Origin of the sequence: Modestobacter sp. VKM Ac-2982 (genome assembly GCF_026967935.1) — a bacterium.
Classification (GTDB): Bacteria; Actinomycetota; Actinomycetes; order Mycobacteriales; family Geodermatophilaceae; genus Modestobacter.
This window is the reverse complement of the sequence record NZ_JAPVBL010000002.1, coordinates 306,906-325,826: the sequence shown is the minus strand read 5'-3', so window position 1 is coordinate 325,826 and position 18,921 is coordinate 306,906. Positions and strand designations below refer to the sequence as shown.

Below are 18,921 nucleotides of genomic sequence, written 5' to 3'. Positions count from 1 at the left end.
GTGACGGCCTGGAGGAAGACGATGTCCCAGCCCGACACCCACGTCGCGGGGCAGGCGACCGACCGCCCGGTCGTGCTGCGCAACGGCACCGTGCTGACCATGGACGACGCACACACCGTGCTGCCCGACGCCGACGTCCTCGTCGTGGACGGGAAGATCGCCGCCGTCGGCCGGCAGCTCGACGTCCCGGCCGGGACCCTGGAGATCGACGCACAGGGCGGCGTCGTGATGCCCGGCATGATCGACACCCACCGGCACATGTGGCAGACCGCGATGCGCGGCTACGGCGCCGACTGGACGCTCACCCAGTACTTCGTCTGGTACTACCTGGAGCACGGCAAGGCGTTCCGTCCCGACGACGTCTACGCCGGCAACCTGCTCTCGGCCTGGGACGCGGTCGAGGCCGGGGTGACCACCACCGTCGACTGGTCGCACGGGCTGCAGACCGTCGACCACGCCGAGGCCGCCGCCGACGCCCTGCTCGCGGTGCCCGGCCGGTTCCTGCTGGCCTACGGCAACATCCAGGCCGGCCCGTGGGAGTGGGCCACCGACCCGGCCGTGCAGGCGTTCCTGAAGCGTCGCCAGGACGAGGGCAAGCTCGGCCTGCAACTGGCCTTCGACGTCACCGGTGACCCGGCGTTCCCGGAGAAGCCGGCCTTCGAGGTGGCGCGCGAGCTCGGCCTGCCGGTCACCACGCACGCCGGCGTCTGGGGGGCCACCGGCGACGAGGGCATCCGGCTGATGCACGAGAACGGCTTCATGACCCCTGAGACGGTGTACGTGCACGCCGCCACGCTGACCACCGACTCCTACCACCGGATCGCCGCGACCGGCGGCTCCATCTCGGTGTCCACGGAGTCCGAGCAGAGCGCCGGGCAGGGCTACCCGCCCACCTGGCAGGTGCGCAAGCACGGCATCCCGGTCTCGTTGTCGATGGACACCAGCGTGTGGTGGAGCAGCGACCTGTTCTCCGCGATGCGCAGCACGCTGGGCGCCGACCGGTCGCGGGAGCACCTGGAGGCGCACTCCCAGGGGCAGACGGTCACCCAGGTGCACCTGCGGGCCGAGCAGGTCGTCGACTGGGCCACCCGCGGCGGCGCGCAGGCACTGGGCCGCGACGACCTGGGCAGCCTGGAGCCGGGCAAGCAGGGCGACGTCGTGCTGATCAAGAACGACCGGTCGCCGGTCTCCTTCCCGCTGCTGAACCCCTACGGGCACGTGGCCTTCCAGGCCCAGCGCGGCGACGTGCACACCGTGCTCGTCGGCGGCCGCGTGGTGAAGCACGAGCACCAGCTGGTCGGCGCCGACCTGGCCGCAGTGCGGCGGACCGTCGACGCGACGGTCGAGCACCTGCAGTCGACCCTCGGCCCGGAGGCATGGGCAGCCGGCATGAACCCGGCGCTGCCGGACGACGACGTGCTGGACAACCCGTACACCTACACCGAGTACAAGTCCCACTCCACCCACGGAGCCCGGGGCAACGTGTTCGGCGAGCCCTCGCTCGACCAGCACACCTCACACTGAGCACCCGTCGCACCGCGCCGGCCCGGCGCGGTGCGACGCACCAGCAGCAATCGGACGGAAGGTGGCGCACGGTGGCAGGACGGGGCACGGGGCCCGACTTCGTGGAGGCGCTGGCACGCGGTCTGGACGTGCTGGCCTGCTTCGACGCCGACCATCCGGTCATGTCGCTCAGCGACGTCGCCGCCGCCGCCGGACTGGCCCGGCCGACCGCGCGTCGGCTGCTGCTCACCCTGGAGGAGCTCGGGTTCGTCCGCTCGTCCACCGGCGCCTTCCGGCTCACCCCGAAGGTGCTCACTCTCGGCATGGCCTACGTCGGGGCCCTGGGGCTGTGGGAGATCGCGCGCCCGCACCTGGAGGCGCTGGTCGTGCAGACCGGTGAGTCCTCCTCGATGGCCCAGCTCGACGGCTCGGACATCGTCTACGTCGCCCGGGTGGCCGTGCCGAAGCTGATCACGCTGCGGGTGGAGATCGGCACGCGGTTCCCCGCCGTGCAGACCTCGCAGGGCAAGGTGTTGCTCGCCGCCCTCTCCCCCGCCGAGCTGGACGCCACGCTGGCCCAGCCGAGCCGCGCCGGGCTCCCGGCCTACATCGGCCGCTCCGCCGACCAGCTGCAGGCCGAGCTGACCGAGGTGCGCGCCCGCGGCTGGGCGCTGGCCGACGAGGAGCTCGCCCCCGGCGTCCGCTCGGTCGCCGTGCCCGTCCGGGACGGGGCCGGCGCCGTGCGCGCCGCGATGAACGTGACCGTGCACGCCGCGGAGACCTCGACCGACCAGCTGCTCACCGAGCACCTCCCCCGGCTGCTGCGCACCGCCGGGGACGTCAGCGCCGAGTGGGCGCTGTGGCAGACCCGGCCGCACGTCGAGGTCGCCCGCCGGCCGGACGACTCGACCGCCGCCGGCTGACCCCGGTCCGTCGCTGGTCGCCGCTCAGCTCGGGTCGGCCGCCGGCGGCCAGGTCTTGGCCACCATGGTGAGCACGTCGTAGGTGGCCACCGGCTGCCCGTCGCCGTCGACGACGACCGCATCCCAGCGCACCTCGCCGTGTTCGGCGCCACCCCGGGGGGTGATCTGCTTGCAGGTGAGCGTCACGGTGAGCTCCGCCCCCGGCTTCACCGGGGTGAGGAACCGCAGGGCGTCCACCCCGTAGTTGGCCAGCACCGGGCCCGGGTCGGGGTCGACGAACAGCCCGGCGGCCCAGGAGACGATCAGGTAGCCGTGCGCGACCCGCCCGCCGAACAGCGGGTTGGCCGCGGCGGCCGCCTCGTCCATGTGGGCGTAGAAGGTGTCGCCGGTGAACTCGGCGAAGTGCTCGATGTCGGCGAGGGTGACCGCCCGGGGCCCGGCGGTCACCGAGTCCCCGATCCGCAGCTCGGCCAGCGACTTGCGGAAGGGGTGGACGTCGTCCTCACGCCGCTGGGCGCCGGTCACCCAGCGCCCGCCGATCGTGGTGAGCATGTCCGGCGAGCCCTGCACGGCGGTGCGCTGCATGTGGTGCAGCACCCCGCGGATGCCGCCGAGCTCCTCCCCACCACCGGCCCGGCCCGGGCCACCGTGCACCAGCACCGGCAGCGGCGAGCCGTGCCCGGTGTTCTCCTTCGCGTCGTCCCGGTCCAGCACCAGGATGCGACCGTGCGAGTGCGCCGCACCCCGCACGAAGGCGCGGGCGAACCCCTGGTCGTGGGTGACGACCGAGCCGACCAGGCTGCCCTGCCCGCGGGCGGCCAGTTCGACCGCCTGCTCGACGCCGTCGTAGGGCAGCACGGTGCTCACCGGCCCGAACGCCTCGACGTCGTGCGGCTCGCCGGCGGACAGGTCGTCGCAGCGCAGCAGCATCGGGGGCAGGAAGGCGCCCCGGTCACGGTCGGCACCGACCACGGAGAAGTCGTCCGGGTCACCGGCGACCAGGTCGGCGACCCCGCGCAGCGCCTTCACCGCGCGGAGCACCTCCTGCCGCTGGTCCAGGCTGGCCAGCGGGCCCATCGCGACGCCCTCGGCGCCCGGCGCACCGACCACGACGTCGGCCAGCTTCGCGCGGGTCGCCTCGACGACGTCGTCCACCAGGTCGCGGGGCACCAGCGCCCGGCGGATGGCGGTGCACTTCTGCCCCGCCTTGACCGTCATCTCGGTGACCAGCTGGTCGACGAACAGGCCGAACTCGGGGGTGTCCGGGCCGGCGTCGGGGCCGAGCACCGCGCAGTTGAGCGAGTCGGCCTCGGCGTTGAACCGGACGGAGTTCGCCACCACCGCCGGGTGGCTGCGCAGCTTGCGGGCGGTGGACGCCGAGCCGGTGAAGAAGACCAGGTCCTGCCCGGCCAGCCCGTCCAGGACGCCGGCAGCGCTGCCGGCCAGCAGCTGCACGCTGCCCTCCGGCAGCAGGCCGCTGTCCACGATCGAGCGGACGACGGCCTCGGTCAGGTAGGCGGTCTGGCTGCCCGGCTTCACCACGGTCGGGACGCCGGCGATGAAGGCGGGGGCGAACTTCTCCAGGAAGCCCCAGACCGGGAAGTTGAAGGCGTTGACCTGGACCGCGACCCCGCGCATCGGGGTGTACAGGTGCTGGCCCAGGAAGGTGCCGCCCCGGCCCAGCGGCTCGGGGGCGCCGTCCAGGACGACGGTGTCGTCGGGCAGCTCCCGGCGCGCCTTGCTGGCGTAGGACAGCAGCGTGCCGAAGCCGCCGTCGACGTCCACGGCGGTGTCCCGGTCGGTGCAGCCGGTGCGCCGGGACAGCGCGTAGAACGCGTCCTTCTCCGCCATCAGCCGCAGGCCCAGCTGCTTGAGCAGCGCCGCACGCTGGTGGAAGGTCAGCTCGCGCAGCGCCGGGCCGCCCACCGAGCGGGCGTGGTCGAGCATCGCCGGCACGTCGAGCCCGGTGCTGGACATCCGGACGACGGTCTCGCCGGTGACGGCGTCGGCGATCGGCGTCCCCTCGTCGGGGGCGGTGTACCAGCGGCCGGCGACGTAGCTCGGCAGCAGCGGTGCGGTCATCGGAGTGCCTCCGGGGTGACGGGGACGGCCGCCGTGCGCAGGCCGCTGAAGGTGGTCGTGACGAGCGCGTCGGCCAGCGCCTCGGCGTCCAGGCCGCGACCGGGTCGGTACCACTCGGTGAGGGAGTTGACGGTGCCGAACAGCAGCCGGCTGGTCACCGCGGGGTCGACGTCGGGCCGCACGTCGCCGTCGGACTCGGCCGCGCGGACCAGGTCGGTGACGATCCGGTCGAACTCACGGCGCCGCTCCAGCGCCTCGGACTCGACCGCGGAGTTCCCGCGCACCCGCAGCAGCAGGGTGACGAACGGCAGGTGGGTGGTCAGCACCCGCACCGACCCGCGGACGACGTGCTCCAACCGGTCGATGGCGGGGCCGTCGAGCGCCCCCGGCTCGTCGAGGACGGCGAACAGCGCATTGAGCGCGCGGTCCAGGGCGAGCCGGAGCAGCTCCACCTTGCTCGGCACGTGGTGGTAGATCGCCGACTTGGTGACGCCGAGCCGGGCCGCCAGCTCGTCCATGCTCGTCGCCTCGTACCCGCGCTCGATGAACACGGCCACCGCGGTGTCCAGCAACGAGTCCAGCGAGTGCCCGGGCCTCCCCCGCCGCGCCGGGATCACGGTCATCAGCGCTCCCGGCGATCCGTGAGCCGCTGCAGCTTGCCGACCGAGCGGGCCAGCGTCTCCGGGTCGACGACCGACACGTCGACGGTGACCCCGATGGTGTCCTTCACCGCCGCGCCGACCTCCCGGCCCGCAGCGGCGCGCCGGTCGGCCGGGCAGTCCGGCCGGGCCTCCACGTGCACGGTCAGGTGGTCCATCCGGCCGCGGCTGGTCAGCTCGAGGGAGAAGTGCGGCGAGAGCCCCGGCGTCCGGAGCACCACCTCCTCGATCTGGGTCGGGAAGACGTTGACCCCGCGCAGGATGATCATGTCGTCGGTCCGGCCGGTCACCTTCTCCATCCGGCGCATGCCCGGCCGGGCGGTGCCCGGCAGCAGCCGGGTGAGGTCGCGGGTGCGGTAGCGGATGACCGGCATCGCCTGCTTGGTCAGCGAGGTGAACACCAGCTCGCCCTGCTCGCCCTCCGGAAGCACCGCGCCGGTGTCCGGGTCGATGACCTCCGGGTAGAAGTGGTCCTCCCAGATGTGCAGGCCGTCCTTGGTCTCGACGCACTCCTGGGCGATGCCGGGGCCCATGACCTCCGACAGCCCGTAGATGTCGATCGCCTCGATGTCCAGGCGCTCCTCCATCTCCCGGCGCATCTCCTCGGTCCACGGCTCGGCGCCGAAGATGCCGATCTGCAGGGAGCAGGCGCGCGGGTCGAGGCCCTGCTTCTCGAACTCGTCGATGATCGTGAGCAGGTAGGACGGCGTCACCATGATCACCCGCGGCTGGAAGTCCTGGATCAGCTGCACCTGGCGGGGCGTCATGCCGCCGGAGACCGGGATGACGGTGCAGCCGAGCTTCTCCGCGCCGTAGTGCGCCCCGAGCCCGCCGGTGAACAGCCCGTAGCCGTAGGCGTTGTGCAGCTTGTCCCCCGGGCGACCGCCGGCCGCGCGGATGGACCGGGCCATGACGGTGGCCCAGGTGTCGATGTCGGCCTCGGTGTAGCCGACGACGGTCGGCCGCCCGGTCGTGCCGGAGGAGGCGTGCACCCGGCGGACCTCCTCCTGCGGGACGGCGAACATCCCGAACGGGTAGTTCTCCCGCAGGTCGGCCTTGCTCGTGGTCGGGAAGCGTGCCAGGTCGGCCAGCTCCCGGCAGTCGTCAGGGTGCACGCCGGCGGCGTCGAACGCCGCCCGGTAGTGCGGGACGTTCGCGTAGACGTGGTGCAAGGTCCACTGCAGGCGCTCCAGCTGGAGGGCACGCAGCTCGTCGACGCCCATCCGCTCCGCCGGGTCGAGCTGGGCGGGGTCGGGCGCCGAGCCCAGCCGGCGGGAGCTCTCGTTCGTGCCCGTGGTCCCGGTCGCTGTGGTCATGCGCTGTGTCCTCCGCGGTCGCCGAGCGTCGTTGCCGGCCGGCCGGCAGGGCGCATGGGGCACCCAAATACCGTCCAGGTGGTCAGTAACCAACTCCTCGCCGGGACGGCTGTCAACCCGCGCCGCGCCGTCCGGTGGGGACGGCTTGTGCCGCGCCGGGTCAGGGTGGACACTGAATACCGACCACATGGTCAGTAAATGATCGCCCGACGAGGGGACGACATGTCTGCGCCGACGCTGGACCGCCCTGTTCCTGACGAGACCGCGCTGCAGCAGCAGTTCGACGCCACGATCGCGGCCGACCACCGCATCGAGCCGCGCGACTGGATGCCCGAGGGCTACCGCAAGGGCCTGATCCGGCAGATCGCCCAGCACGCCCACTCGGAGATCATCGGGATGCAGCCCGAGGGCGACTGGCTGCTCGCCGCCCCCAGCCTGCGGCGCAAGGCGATCCTGCTGGCCAAGGTGCAGGACGAGGCCGGCCACGGGCTGTACCTCTACTCGGCCGCCGAGACCCTCGGTGCCGACCGCGCCGACCTCACCGACAAGCTCATCGAGCGCAAGCAGAAGTACAGCTCGATCTTCAACTACCCGACGCTCACCTACGCCGACGTCGGCGTCATCGGCTGGCTCGTCGACGGCGCGGCGATCTGCAACCAGGTGCCGCTGTGCCGGTCGAGCTATGGCCCCTACGCCCGCGCGATGATCCGGGTCTGCAAGGAGGAGTCCTTCCACCAGCGGCAGGGCTACGAGCTGCTGATGACGATGATGCGCGGCACCGACGCCCAGCGCGCCATGGTGCAGGACTCCGTCGACCGCTGGTGGTGGCCCTCGCTGATGATGTTCGGCCCGCCGGACGACGACAGCCCCAACTCGGCCCAGTCGATGGCGTGGGGCGTGAAGCGGCACACCAACGACGAGCTGCGCCAGCGCTTCGTCGACATGAGCGTGCCGCAGGCCGAGGTGCTGGGCGTGACCCTGCCCGACCCCGAGCTCGCCCTGGACCCCGAGACCGGCCGCTATCGCTTCGGCGCCATCGACTGGTCGGAGTTCAAGCAGGTGCTGGCCGGCAACGGCCCGTGCAACGACGAGCGGATCGCCCGCCGCCGGGCCGCCCGCGATGACAACGCGTGGGTCACCGAGGCCGCCACCGCCTACGCCGACAAGCACGCGGCCGTGAGCGCCTGATGAGCGACGCAGCTGCCGGCGGGTCGATGGGCGACGTCACCGCCGAGGGTGGGCACGGCGCCGTCCCCACCGGGCCGGGCGTGCCGGTGGCCGATCAGCCGACGGTCAGCAAGCGCGACTGGCCGCTGTACGAGGTGTTCGTCCGCGGCAAGCGCGGGCTGAACCACGTGCACGTCGGCTCGCTGCACGCCCCGGACGACGAGATGGCCGTGCACGCCGCCCGCGACCTCTACACCCGGCGCAACGAGGGCGTGAGCATCTGGGTCGTGCGGGCCAGCGACATCACCGCCTCCAGCCCGGACGAGAAGGACCCGCTGTTCGCCCCCAGCGGCGACAAGGTCTACCGGCACCCGACGTTCTACGAGATCCCGGAGAACGTCCCCCACATGTGAAGGACCCCCTCGCCCCCCACTCGCCTCGTTCCTCGGCGAGCGGGCCCCTGCGAGGGGGCCGCAAGACGGCGCATCCGTTCCGGATGCGGCGGGCTGACCTCGACGGGAAGGGAGCACCTCGTTGGCGCACGAAGAGACCGTGTACGAGGCGTTGGACCATGCGCACGGGGGCGAGGGGCAGTGGGCGTTCGGCACCGGCTTCGACGAGCCGCTGGCCGGGGTCGACACCACCGTGCCCGAGGGCATCGACCCCGCTGACCTGGGCGCCTACTGCCTGATGCTCGGCGACGACGCGCTGGTGCTGTGCCAGCGGCTCACCCAGTGGGTGACCAACGCCCCCGAGCTGGAGGAGGAGGTCGCCCTGGCCAACTGCGGGCTGGACCTGCTCGGCCAGGCCCGGCTGCTGCTGGCCCGGGCGGGGTCGGTCGGCGTGCTCGGCCGCAGCCGCGAGCGGGCGACGGCGAGCATCCCGGACGAGGACGCACTCGCCTACTTCCGCGACCCCGACGAGTTCCGCCACTCCGGGCTGGTCGAGGCCCCCAACGGCGACTTCGGGCAGACCGTCGTCCGGCTGCTGGCCGCCTCCGCCTGGCGGCTGGCGCTCCTCACCCGGCTGCGGGAGTCCCGGGACCCGGTCCTCGCCGCGATCGCGGCCAAGGGCGTCCCCGAACTGACCTACCACCGCGACCACGCTGCCCGCTGGGTGCTCCGGCTCGGCGACGGGACGCCGGAGTCGCACCGCCGCACCCAGGCCGGGGTCGACGCCGTCTGGCCGCTGCTCGCCGACCTGTTCACCGCCACCGACGTGGAGACCCGGCTGACCGCCGCCGGGGTGGCCGCCGACCCGGCCGAGCTCGTCGACGAGGTGCGCGACGTGCTCACCCTCGTGCTCGAGCGGGCCACCCTCACCGTGCCCGAGTGGCCCACCCCGCAGCCCAGCCGCGGCCGCGCCGGCGAGCACAGCGCCGAGTTCACCGCGCTGCTCACCGAGCTGCAGTCCACCGCCCGCGAGCACCCGGCCGCGACCTGGTGACCGCGATGACCTCGACCCCAAGGGGCCAAAGTCGCGATCTTGGCCCCTCCGACGCGCGGGCGGTGGCGGAGACGGTCACCGACCCCGAGCTGCCGATGCTGACGCTGGCCGACCTCGGAGTGCTGCGGGACGTCCGGGACGAGGACGGCACGGTGGTCGTGGAGATCACCCCGACCTACTCGGGCTGCCCGGCGATGGGCGTCATGCGCGCCGACCTGGTGCACGCGCTGCACCGGGCCGGGTTCGCCGACGTCGACGTCCGCACCGTCCTCTCCCCCGCCTGGAGCACCGACTGGATCAGCGCAGCGGGCCGCAGCAAGCTGGCCGCCGGCGGGATCGCACCGCCCGGGGACGCGCCGGTGCGCCGCTCCGGCCCGGTGCCCCTGCAGCTCGGCCCGTCCCGGCGGACGGCGACCTGCCCGCAGTGCGGGTCGCCGGACACCGAGGAGATCAGCGAGTTCAGCGGGACCGCGTGCAAGGCGATGCGCCGTTGCCGGGTCTGCCGGGAGCCCTTCGAGCACCTCAAGGAGATCTGATGACGGCGAGCACCCGCCGCAGACCGCAGTTCCACCCGCTGCGGGTCGCGAAGGTCGAGCGGCTCACCGACGACGCCGTGGCGGTGACCTTCGACGTCCCACCTGAGCTGGCCGAGGACTACTCGTTCCGCCCCGGCCAGGCGCTGACCCTCCGCCGGGTGGACGGCGACCGCGACGAGCGGCGCTCGTACTCCATCTGCGCCCCGGTCGGCGCGGCTCCCCGGGTCGGGGTCCGCGAGGTGCCCGGCGGCTTCTTCTCCGCCTACCTGGTCAACGAGGTGCGGCCGGGCGACGAGATCGAGGTGCTCCCCCCGTCGGGCACGTTCACCGCCGACCTGTCGGTGCCCGGTGACCACGTCTTCGTCGTCGCCGGTTCCGGGGTCACGCCGGTGCTCTCGCTGGCCGCCACCGTGCTGCGGGACGGCGAGTCGACGGTCACCGTCTTCTACGGCAACCGCCGCACCAACACGGTGATGTTCGCCGATGAGCTCGCCGACCTGAAGGACCGCTACGGCACCCGGCTGCAGCTGGTGCACGTGCTCTCCCGCGAGCCCCGGGACGCCGACCTGACCAGCGGCCGGCTGGACGGCGACCGGCTGCGCACCCTGGTCGACGCCTTCACCGATGCCCAGCACGTCGACCACTGGTGGCTGTGCGGACCGCACGGCATGGTCACCGACGCCCGGGAGCTGCTCACCGAGCTGGGCGTGCCGACCGAGCGGGTGCACCAGGAGCTGTTCTACGTCGACGACCTGCCGCCGGAGCCGGTCCGCGGCGACGACCAGACCGTCGAGGGCCCCAGCAGCTCGGTGACGATCGTGCTGGACGGGCGCACCACCACGCTGACGCTGCCGCGCGGGGTGCCGGTGCTCGACTCGGCGCAGCAGGTGCGCGGGGACCTGCCGTTCGCCTGCAAGGGCGGGGTGTGCGGTACCTGCCGGGCCCGGGTGACCGACGGCGAGGTGGAGATGCGCCGCAACTACGCACTGGACCCCGGCGAGGTGGACGCCGGGTACGTGCTCACCTGCCAGTCGCTTCCGCTGACCGATGAGGTCACCGTCGACTACGACGCCTGAGGCGCCCGGCTGCGGACGGGGGGAGCCCGTCCGCAGCCGGCCGCACCACTTCAGTTGGAGAGCATGAACACCGTGGTGCTCTGGTACTCCTCGCCCGGCTGCAGCTCGGTGGAGGGGAACTCGGGCTGGTTCGGGGAGTCCGGGAAGTGCTGGGTCTCCAGCGCCAGCCCGTCACCCTGCCGGTAGACGCTCCCGCCGGTGCCCACGATCGTGCCGTCGAGGAAGTTGCCCGAGTAGAACTGCAGGCCCGGCTCGGTGGTGGCGATCGTCAGGGTCCGGCCACTGTCCGGGTCGTGCAGCACGGCCGCCTTCTCCAGCGCGTCCTCGCTGTCCGAGCCCTCGCGCGCGCCGTCGTCCTCGCGGTCGAGCACCCAGTTGTGGTCGTAGCCCTGGCCGTACAGGATCTGCTGGTCGGCCACCCGGATCCGCTCCCCGATCGCGGTGGGCTCACGGAAGTCGAACGGCGTGCCCTCGACCGGCGCGATCTCCCCGGTGGGGATGAGCGTCTCGTCGACCGGGGTGTACGCGTCTGCGTCGATCTTCAGCTCGTGGTCGTAGATGGTGCCGGACCCCTCGCCGCCGAGGTTCCAGTAGGTGTGCTGGGTGAGGTTCACGACCGTCGGTGCGTCGGTGGTGGCCTCGTAGCGGACGGCCAGCCGGTTGTTCGCGTCCATGGCGTAGGTGACCGCGGTGGTGAGGGTGCCGGGGAAGCCCTGGTCGCCGGCCGGACTGACCAGCTCCAGCCGCAGCGCCGCCACGCGCTCGTTGCCGACCGGGGTCGCCGTCCACACCCGGTCGTCGAACCCGTCGGGTCCGCCGTGCAGCGTGTTCGGGCCGTCGTTGAGCGGCAGCTGGTAGGTCTCGTCCTCGATGTCGAAGGTGCCGCCGGCGATGCGGTTGCCGTAGCGGCCGATGAGCGACCCGAAGTACGGGTCGGCGTCGGAGGCGTAGCCGGCCACGTCGGGGAAGCCCAGGACGACGTTCTCCACGTCCCCGTCCTCGTCGGGCACCTCCAGGGTCTGGATGACACCGCCGTAGGTGAGCACCCGGACCGTCATGTCGCCGTTGCTCAGCGTCCAGCGCTCGACCGGGGTGCCGTCGGGCGCGGTGCCGAAGGGCTCGACGGTCGTGCTCGCGGAGCCGCCGTCGGAGCCGCCTCCCCGCCCGGGCCGGTCCTCGGTCGCCGCCGCCGGCGCCGCTGCGCTGCCGACGAGGAGCCCGGTGCTGATCGTGGCCACCAGGGGCCAGTGGCGCCGTCGGCGCCGTCGGGTCGCTGCTGCGGCCGGCCGAGCGGAGGAGGGCGGGGTGACGTGTCCAGGCATGGCGGGACTCCGGTGTCCGTGGTGGTCCACCGGCGTCATCGCACGGTGGTGCGGGCCACCCCGTCGACATCATGGACGGCGAACGGGATGTGCCCTCGATCACTCCGGTGGAACGGGGCCGACCGTAGGGACGCCGGTGGAGGGGTGTCAATGGGAGGTCGGGGAGCGCGGTCCCCCCGAGGTCCCGGCACGGGCCGCGAGATCCAGGTCTGGACCGCGACCGGGCTGGGCATGGTGCATGGCGACCCGGGCGAGCCGAGCCCGGAGACCGAGCCCCTCCGGCGGCCCGGCGTGGACCTGGTCCACGAGCGCGCCGCGGTGTGGGCTCCCGTCCTGGGAGGAGAGACCGATGACCGACGAGCCCGACTCCGGGAACTCGGACGCCCCCGGCCTCCGGGAGCAGCTCGCCAACGGCGGCTGGCAGCTGTACGCCCTCGAGGTCCTGATCCTGCTGGTGATCTTCGGCTGGTTGTTCATCACGGTGTACCTCGGTGGCGGTGAGGGCTTCTGGTGAGCCGGCGCCGCGGTTCGGCCCGCTGGACCGGGGTACGCACCCGTCGTGCGTGAGATGGACCCCAAGGACCCCAGCACCCTCTACGCCGAGGGCCCAGTGGCCGACGAGCCACCCGACGACGACGTGCCCGAGTCCTCTCCCGTCCGCGACTCCGGTGGCACCGGGCCGGGACCCGACGACCTCGACCGACTGCTCTGAGCGGAGGGCCCACCGACGGGAGCGGCCGTGGTGCGGGACACTGGGGCGTGACCGAGGCACCCGTCGCACTGGCGACCACGAACTGGGCAGGCAACCACACCTATCGCGCGACGCAGCTGCACCGGCCGGAGTCGCTGGCCCAGCTGCAGGAGACGATCGCGAACGCCCGGCAGGTGCGGGTGCTGGGCTCACGGCACTCCTTCACCGCCATCGGCGACAGCGCCGAGCTGGTCTCGCTGGAGGCGATGACCTCCGACCGGGTCGACGTGAGCAGCGACCGGCGCACGGTCACCGTCGACGCTGGCTTGCGGTACGGCGAGCTGGCCGCCGTCCTGCACCGGGAGGGCCTGGCGCTGCACAACCTGGCCTCGCTGCCGCACATCTCGATCGCCGGTGCGGTGGCCACGGCGACCCACGGTTCCGGTGTCGGCAACGGCAACCTGGCGACGGCGGTCGCCGGGTTGGAGCTGGTGACCTCCAGCGGGGAGCTGGTCCGGTGTGCGCGCGGCGACGCCGACTTCGACGGCATGGTGGTCGGGCTGGGCGCCCTCGGGGCGGTCACCCGGGTGACCCTGGACGTCGAGCCCGCCTTCGACGTGCAGCAGCGGGTGTTCGAGCGGCTGGCCTGGACGTCCCTCTACGACAACCTCGACGAGGTGCTGTCCGGTGGCTACAGCGTCAGCCTGTTCACGGGGCTGGGACCGAGCGTGGACATGGTCTGGGTGAAGTCCCGCACGGACGCCGCCGGCTCCCCCGCCGGTGACCTGTTCGGCGCCGTCGAGGCCACCACCGAGCTGCACCCGCTGCCCGGCATCGACCCTGCGCCCACCACCGCGCAGCTGGCCAGCCCCGGGCTCTGGTCCGACCGGCTGCCGCACTTCCGGATGGGCTTCACCCCGAGCAACGGCAACGAGATCCAGTCCGAGTACCTGGTGCCGCGCGCTGCGGGGGTGCAGGCGCTGGAGGCGCTGCGCGGGCTGGGCGACCGGATCCGGCCGCTGCTGCAGATCTGCGAGATCCGCACGATCGCCGCCGACCAGCTGTGGATGAGCACCGCCTACGGCGAGGACACCCTCGGCCTGCACTTCACCTGGCTGCCCGCCCAGGCCGAGGTCGAGGAGCTGCTGGTCGAGCTGGAGGCCCGGCTGCTCCCGCTGGGTGCCCGCCCGCACTGGGGCAAGCTCTTCCTCGCCGACGCGGCCACCCTCGCCCCCCGGTACCCGCGCCACGCTGACTTCGTCGCCCTGGTCGACCGGCTCGACCCGCGCGGCGCCTTCCGCAACGACTGGCTGCAGCGGCACGTCCTCGACGTGGGCTGACCGCTCACGCGTCGGTGATCGCGTAGCTCTTGATCTTGCGGTAGAGGGAGCTGCGGGCCATCCCGAGCGAGGCCGCGGCGTGCACCCGGTTGCCCCGGCACTCCTGCAGCACGGTGACGATCGCCTCCCGCTCGGCCGACTCGAGCGGGGTCAGGGTGCGGCTGCTGCCGCCCGTCCGGCACCAGGCCGGCAGGTCGTCGGGGCGGAGCTCGCCCACCGGCCGCCGCTGCAGGGCGGCCGCCAGGGCCTCCCGCAGCTGGACGAGGTTCCCCGGCCAGGGGTGCCGCTCGATGAGCCGGCTCGCCGCGGGGTGCAGCCGCACCCCGCGGTCGGGGGCCAGCTCGGTGAGCAGCCGCTCGACGACCTGTGGCAGGTCGTCGGTGCGGTGGCGCAGGGGTGGCAACCGGACCGCCTGCGCGAACTCCCGCAGCACGGCCCGGAACGGCAGGTCCGCACCGGTACGTGCGTCGTCCAGCGTCGCGGCGACTGCGTACTGGTCCCGGTCCAGCGAGGCGAGGAAGGCGGGGAGCCGTTCAGCCGTGTCCCGACCGATCCGGTCGAGGTGCCGCAGGACGACGAGGGTGGGCCCTGCCCCGGCCGGCACACCCTCCGCGACCACCTGCTCCACCTCGCCCGCCACCACCGCTCCCGCGGGGTGCAGGCCGCCGAAGAGCTCTGCGACGATCGTGCGCCGGCCCGCGCCCGGCTCGCCCAGGACGAGCAGCCGGTCGCCCCGATCGAGGCCGGCTCGGACCTGCGCGCACGCCGCCGTCCACGCCGGTGACCGGCCACTCGGTGCCGGGGCCGGCGGCGCCGGCCCGTCCGTGCCCGCGGGCGACCGAGGGCGGGCCGCCGACGACGCGACGTCGGGCCGCGGCACGCTGGGCTCGTCGTCCAGCACCAGCACGATGCCGGCGACCTCCTCGCCCACCAGGATGCGTGTAGCCCGCAGCCGGACGGTGCGACCGGAGTCCAGCGTGACGGAGTCCGTGACCCGGTCCCGCCGGCTCATCAGGAACAGCGCGTGCTGGTGGACCGCCCTCTGCTCGGCGGCCGAGTAGAGCTGCTGGGCCCGCCGGTTGACGGTGAGCGAGTCGCCCACGGCCATGACGGCCTGCCGGGGCCGGGCATCGGCTCGGAGGAACGTCTCGAAGAGCGCCCGCTTGGCCTGGCTGCGGTCCAGCAGCAGGTTGCGGCCGATGTCCACGGCCGCGCGCCGGACGAGGGTGTGCATCAGCGGCGTCCAGGTCTCGGCGAGCGAGCTGACGTCGAGCACCCCGTCGACCCGGCCCGTCACCGGGTCGATGATCGGAGCCCCGGTGCAGGCGAACCGCACGAGCGCCTCGGTGAAGTGCTCCGCCCCGACGACGCTGACCGATGCCCCGGTCTCGAAGACGGTCCCGATCCCGTTGGTGCCCACGCCGCCCTCCCCGAAGTCGAAGCCGGCGTTGAAGTCGACCCGGTCGAGCTGGCGGCCGACCGCGGTCGAGCAGTCCAGCCGGTGCACGATGCGCGCCTGCGCGTCGGACAGGGCGATCGCGACCGGCACGTCGACCATCTCGACGGCCAGCCGGTCGATCACCGGACGTGCGCTGCGGACCAGGCGGGAGTCCAGGTCGACGTCCTCGTGGTAGCTGGTCCGGTACTCGGCGGCGTCGACGCCGGCCGAGCGGCTGCGCCGCCAGGAGGCCGCGACCAGGTCGCGGACCCCGGTCGCCCCGGCCACGCCACGCTCCAGGAACTCGGCCCGGGCAGCGGCCACGTGCCGAAGAGCGTCCCGCCCTTGGTGCACGGTCACCTCCACGGTGTCCCCCCGCCCGGACGCGTCCGCCCGAGCCACGACCGGCCGCGCACTGTCCCAATCTGGGACGGTCCGCCGGGCCCCAGAACCCCGACGATGTGATCACAGACGTGATCCAGACCACATCGAAGGGTAGGGCATCAGATGACCGTGCAGGCAGCCGCGGACACCGGCACCGACCGCGCACCTGCGACCCGCGAGCTCGACGCCGTGATCATCGGCGCCGGGGTGGCCGGCCTCTACCAGCTCCACCAGCTGCGTGAGCAGGGGCTGCAGGTCCGCGCCTACGACGCCGCCAACGACGTCGGCGGCACCTGGTTCTGGAACCGCTACCCCGGTGCTCGGTTCGACTCCGAGGCCTACATCTACCAGTACCTCTTCGACGAGGACCTGTACAAGGACTGGAGCTGGAGCCAGCGGTTCCCCGACCAGCCCGAGATCGAGCGGTGGATGCACTACGTCACCGACCGCCTGGACCTGCGCCGGGACATCGAGTTCGGGGCCACGGTCACCGCCGCCCGGTTCGACGAGGAACGCGGACGGTGGACGGTCACGACCGACCGCGGCGAGACGATCGACACCCGGTTCCTCGTCACCTGCGCCGGGATGCTGTCGGCGCCGCTGGCCGAGGTCTTCCCCGGTCAGGACACCTTCCGGGGCACGGTCGTGCACACCTCGCGCTGGCCGGCCGAGGGCGTCGAGCTCGACGGCAAGAGGGTGGGTGTGGTCGGCATCGGCGCCACCGGGATCCAGGTGATCCAGACGATCGCCGGCCACGTCGGGCACCTGACCGTCTTCGCCCGCACCCCCCAGTACGTGCTGCCGATGAAGAACCCGCACTTCGGCCCGGACGACGTCGCCGGCTACAAGGAGCGGTTCCCCGAACTGCGCGACACCCTCCCCCGCACGTTCACCGGCTTCGAGTACGAGTGGGCGCACACCTGGGCCGAGCTGACCCCCGAGCAGCGGCGGGAGGAGCTGGAGGAGATCCACGCCAACGGATCGCTGAAGCTGTGGCTCGCCTCGTTCGCGGAGATGTTCTTCGATGAGGAGGTCAACGAGGAGATCTCGGAGTTCGTCCGGGAGAAGATGCGCGAGCGGCTGCGGGACCCGCAGCTCTGCGACGTCCTGATCCCCACCGACTACGGCTTCGGCACCCACCGGGTCCCGCTGGAGACCGACTACCTCGAGGTCTACCACCGCCCGGACGTCGAGCTGGTCGGCGTGCGGGACAACGCCATCTCCCACGTCGTCCCCGAGGGGCTGGTGCTGGCCGACGGGACGGTGCACGAGCTGGACGTGCTGATCCTGGCCACCGGCTTCGACGCCGGGACCGGGGCGCTGACCCGCATCGACATCCGCGGGCGCGGCGGCCGCTCCCTGACCGAGGACTGGGGCCGGGACATCCGCACCACGATGGGGCTGATGGTCCACGGGTACCCGAACCTGCTGACCACCGCCGTCCCGCTGGCGCCGTCGGCGGCGCTGTGCAACATGACCACCTGCCTGCAGCAGCAGACGGAGTGGATCAGCGACCTGATCGCCCACCTGCGGGCCGGAGGGAAGTCGGTCATCGAGCCGACGAAGGACGTCGAGGACGCCTGGGTCGCGCACCACGACGAGACGGCCGGCGTGAACCTCATCTCCCGGACGTCGTCCTGGTACCTCGGGGCGAACGTGCCGGGCAAGCCCCGCCGCGTCCTGTCCTACACCGGCGGCGTCGGCGCCTACCGAGACCTGTGCGCCGAGTCGGCCTCGGCCGGCTACCCCGGCTTCGACATCCGCTGACCCGCACCAGCTGACCCCGCACTCAGCCGCACCCACCTGGAGGACTGCCATGACCCACCCGTTCAGCGCCGCCGCCGACGCGATCCTCGACCGCGCCACCCGGGCGGAGGCCCCCGTCGCCGGGGTCGTCGCGATGGTCACCGACCGTTCGGAGACCGTCTACTCCGGCGCGGCCGGCGCCCGACGCCTCGGCGGGGACCAGCCGATGACCCCCGACACCGTCTTCGCCCTGTTCTCGACCACCAAGGCCGTCACCGCCACGGCGGCGCTGCAGCTGGTCGAGGAGGGGCGGCTGGACCTCGACGCCCCGGCCCGCACCCACGCCCCCGCCATCGGTGAGCTGAAGGTGCTCGACGGATTCGGCGAGGACGGCACCCCACGGCTGCGCGACCCGCGGCGGGAGGTGACCACCCGGATGCTGCTGACGCACACCGGCGGCTTCGGGTACGACTTCTTCAACGAGCACTACAACCGGCTGGCCCAGGAGCAGGGCCAGCCCAGCGTCATCACCGCCACGAAGGCCGCGCTGACCACCCCGCTGCTGTTCGACCCGGGCGAGCGGTGGGAGTACGGCAGCAACCTGGACTGGGTCGGGCAGGTGGTGGAGGGCATCACCGGGAAGCGCCTCGGCGAGGTGGTCGCCGAGCGGGTGTTCCAGCCCCTGGGCATGACCGACGCGTCCTTCGTGCTGGACGACCGGCTGCGCAGCCGGCTGGCCTCGATGCACGCCCGCGGCGCGGACGGGTCGCTGACGCCGATGGACTTCGAGCTGCCCTCGCCCCCGGAGGTCGACATGGGCGGGCACGGCCTCTACGGCACGGTCGGTGACTACCTGCGCTTCCTCCGGATGTGGCTCAACGACGGCCGGGGTGAGCACGGCGTCGTCCTCCGGCCCGAGACGGTGCAGATGGCGGTGCAGAACCACCTCGGCGACCTCAAGGTGACCGGGCTCCCCGGGGTGATCCCGTCGCTGTCCAACGACGCGGAGTTCTTCCCCGGCATGCCGAAGTCCTGGTCGCTGCCGTTCATGATCAACGACGAGCAGGCACCGACGGGACGGCCCGCCGGCGCACTCAGCTGGGCCGGGTTGGCCAACCTCTTCTACTGGATCGACCGCGACAACGGGTACGCCGGCTTCTGGGCGACGCAGATCCTGCCCTTCGGCGATGCGACGTCCTTCGGCAGCTACCTGGAGTTCGAGACGGCCTGCTACGCCTCGCTCGTCGGCCGGGACCGGCAGCCGGAGGTCGCCGGCGCCGGGCAGTGACCCC

General features: G+C 72.9%; 17 protein-coding genes. 12 read left to right on the top strand and 5 right to left on the bottom strand.

Annotation, left to right across the window (positions count from 1 at the left end; genetic code table 11):
- Positions 1-21 precede the first annotated feature (21 nt).
- Positions 22-1,524 carry an amidohydrolase family protein gene (locus tag O2W20_RS08490; RefSeq protein ID WP_269173074.1) on the top strand — a complete coding sequence of 501 codons (1,503 nt, stop codon included), beginning with the start codon at positions 22-24 and terminating at the stop codon, positions 1,522-1,524.
- Positions 1,525-1,595: 71 nt separating this feature from the next.
- Positions 1,596-2,426: an IclR family transcriptional regulator domain-containing protein gene (locus tag O2W20_RS08485; protein ID WP_269173075.1), complete on the top strand. Its 831-nt coding sequence runs from the start codon at positions 1,596-1,598 to the stop codon at positions 2,424-2,426.
- 24 nt (positions 2,427-2,450) lie between these two features.
- Here the strand turns inward: O2W20_RS08485 and paaZ are convergent, their stop codons facing one another.
- From paaZ to paaK, 3 genes are read right to left on the bottom strand one after another with little or no spacing between them, the layout of a single operon-like run.
- Complete coding sequence (gene paaZ / locus O2W20_RS08480) at positions 2,451-4,508, bottom strand: phenylacetic acid degradation bifunctional protein PaaZ (RefSeq protein ID WP_269173076.1); 2,058 nt, start codon at positions 4,506-4,508, stop codon at positions 2,451-2,453.
- The gene (locus tag O2W20_RS08475) at positions 4,505-5,131 is read right to left on the bottom strand and encodes a TetR/AcrR family transcriptional regulator (RefSeq protein WP_269173077.1); all 627 of its coding nucleotides are present in this window, start codon (positions 5,129-5,131) and stop codon (positions 4,505-4,507) included. Before O2W20_RS08475 ends, paaZ begins: the two co-directional genes overlap by 4 nt.
- Positions 5,131-6,483, bottom strand: a complete 1,353-nt coding sequence (paaK, locus tag O2W20_RS08470; RefSeq protein ID WP_269173078.1) for a phenylacetate--CoA ligase PaaK — start codon at positions 6,481-6,483, stop codon at positions 5,131-5,133. The genes O2W20_RS08475 and paaK overlap by 1 nt, the downstream gene beginning before the upstream one ends.
- Positions 6,484-6,681: 198 nt before the next feature.
- Here paaK and paaA point away from each other — a divergent pair, with 198 nt between their 5' ends.
- The 5 genes from paaA to paaE all read left to right on the top strand — a co-directional run bounded on the left by paaA (position 6,682) and on the right by paaE (position 10,708).
- A complete protein-coding gene (gene paaA / locus O2W20_RS08465) occupies positions 6,682-7,671 on the top strand; it encodes a 1,2-phenylacetyl-CoA epoxidase subunit PaaA (protein WP_269173079.1) in 990 nt (329 codons plus the stop codon).
- Entirely contained in the window at positions 7,671-8,063 is a 393-nt protein-coding gene (gene paaB, locus O2W20_RS08460) for a 1,2-phenylacetyl-CoA epoxidase subunit PaaB (RefSeq protein ID WP_442928949.1), read from the top strand. Before paaA ends, paaB begins: the two co-directional genes overlap by 1 nt.
- 121 nt (positions 8,064-8,184) lie before the next feature.
- Entirely contained in the window at positions 8,185-9,096 is a 912-nt protein-coding gene (gene paaC, locus O2W20_RS08455) for a 1,2-phenylacetyl-CoA epoxidase subunit PaaC (protein ID WP_269173080.1), read from the top strand.
- Between the two features lie 5 nt (positions 9,097-9,101).
- Positions 9,102-9,632: a 1,2-phenylacetyl-CoA epoxidase subunit PaaD gene (gene paaD / locus O2W20_RS08450; RefSeq protein WP_269173081.1), complete on the top strand. Its 531-nt coding sequence runs from the start codon at positions 9,102-9,104 to the stop codon at positions 9,630-9,632.
- The gene (gene paaE / locus O2W20_RS08445) at positions 9,632-10,708 is read left to right on the top strand and encodes a 1,2-phenylacetyl-CoA epoxidase subunit PaaE (protein WP_269173082.1); all 1,077 of its coding nucleotides are present in this window, start codon (positions 9,632-9,634) and stop codon (positions 10,706-10,708) included. The genes paaD and paaE overlap by 1 nt, the downstream gene beginning before the upstream one ends.
- Before the next feature lie 50 nt (positions 10,709-10,758).
- Here the strand turns inward: paaE and O2W20_RS08440 are convergent, their stop codons facing one another.
- Positions 10,759-11,946 carry an aldose epimerase family protein gene (locus O2W20_RS08440; RefSeq protein ID WP_269173083.1) on the bottom strand — a complete coding sequence of 396 codons (1,188 nt, stop codon included), beginning with the start codon at positions 11,944-11,946 and terminating at the stop codon, positions 10,759-10,761.
- A 433-nt stretch (positions 11,947-12,379) separates the two neighbouring features.
- Here O2W20_RS08440 and O2W20_RS08435 point away from each other — a divergent pair, with 433 nt between their 5' ends.
- From O2W20_RS08435 to O2W20_RS08425, 3 genes are read left to right on the top strand one after another with little or no spacing between them, the layout of a single operon-like run.
- On the top strand, positions 12,380-12,544 hold the full coding sequence (locus tag O2W20_RS08435; protein WP_269173084.1) for a hypothetical protein: 165 nt from the start codon (positions 12,380-12,382) through the stop codon (positions 12,542-12,544).
- Between the two features lie 45 nt (positions 12,545-12,589).
- Positions 12,590-12,742, top strand: coding sequence for a hypothetical protein (locus O2W20_RS08430; RefSeq protein WP_164699637.1), 153 nt, complete (start codon positions 12,590-12,592; stop codon positions 12,740-12,742).
- A 47-nt stretch (positions 12,743-12,789) separates the two neighbouring features.
- Entirely contained in the window at positions 12,790-14,061 is a 1,272-nt protein-coding gene (locus tag O2W20_RS08425) for a D-arabinono-1,4-lactone oxidase (RefSeq protein WP_269173085.1), read from the top strand.
- Between the two features lie 4 nt (positions 14,062-14,065).
- Here O2W20_RS08425 and O2W20_RS08420 read toward each other — a convergent pair whose 3' ends face one another.
- Positions 14,066-15,823 (bottom strand): sigma-54-dependent Fis family transcriptional regulator, encoded by a 1,758-nt coding sequence (locus O2W20_RS08420; protein WP_269173086.1) that lies wholly within the window; start codon positions 15,821-15,823, stop codon positions 14,066-14,068.
- A 183-nt stretch (positions 15,824-16,006) separates the two neighbouring features.
- Between O2W20_RS08420 and O2W20_RS08415 the strand changes: the two genes are divergently transcribed.
- Together O2W20_RS08415 and O2W20_RS08410 are read left to right on the top strand one after the other, a co-directional pair.
- Positions 16,007-17,650 carry a flavin-containing monooxygenase gene (locus tag O2W20_RS08415; RefSeq protein WP_269173087.1) on the top strand — a complete coding sequence of 548 codons (1,644 nt, stop codon included), beginning with the start codon at positions 16,007-16,009 and terminating at the stop codon, positions 17,648-17,650.
- 49 nt (positions 17,651-17,699) lie between these two features.
- A complete protein-coding gene (locus O2W20_RS08410; RefSeq protein ID WP_269173088.1) occupies positions 17,700-18,917 on the top strand; it encodes a serine hydrolase domain-containing protein in 1,218 nt (405 codons plus the stop codon).
- Positions 18,918-18,921: the final 4 nt, after the last annotated feature.

Excerpts from the sequence above, each read along its gene's own strand:
- paaZ (WP_269173076.1), bottom strand. The coding sequence starts at position 4,508 with ATGACCGCACCGCTGCTGCCGAGCTACGTCGCCGGCCGCTGGTACACC.
- paaB (WP_442928949.1), top strand. The coding sequence starts at position 7,671 with ATGAGCGACGCAGCTGCCGGCGGGTCGATGGGCGACGTCACCGCCGAG.
- paaA (WP_269173079.1), top strand. The coding sequence starts at position 6,682 with ATGATCGCCCGACGAGGGGACGACATGTCTGCGCCGACGCTGGACCGC.
- paaD (WP_269173081.1), top strand. The coding sequence starts at position 9,102 with ATGACCTCGACCCCAAGGGGCCAAAGTCGCGATCTTGGCCCCTCCGAC.
- O2W20_RS08415 (WP_269173087.1), top strand. The coding sequence starts at position 16,007 with ATGACCGTGCAGGCAGCCGCGGACACCGGCACCGACCGCGCACCTGCG.
- O2W20_RS08475 (WP_269173077.1), bottom strand. The coding sequence starts at position 5,131 with ATGACCGTGATCCCGGCGCGGCGGGGGAGGCCCGGGCACTCGCTGGAC.
- O2W20_RS08490 (WP_269173074.1), top strand. The coding sequence starts at position 22 with ATGTCCCAGCCCGACACCCACGTCGCGGGGCAGGCGACCGACCGCCCG.
- O2W20_RS08410 (WP_269173088.1), top strand. The coding sequence starts at position 17,700 with ATGACCCACCCGTTCAGCGCCGCCGCCGACGCGATCCTCGACCGCGCC.
- O2W20_RS08435 (WP_269173084.1), top strand. The coding sequence starts at position 12,380 with ATGACCGACGAGCCCGACTCCGGGAACTCGGACGCCCCCGGCCTCCGG.
- paaK (WP_269173078.1), bottom strand. The coding sequence starts at position 6,483 with ATGACCACAGCGACCGGGACCACGGGCACGAACGAGAGCTCCCGCCGG.
- paaE (WP_269173082.1), top strand. The coding sequence starts at position 9,632 with ATGACGGCGAGCACCCGCCGCAGACCGCAGTTCCACCCGCTGCGGGTC.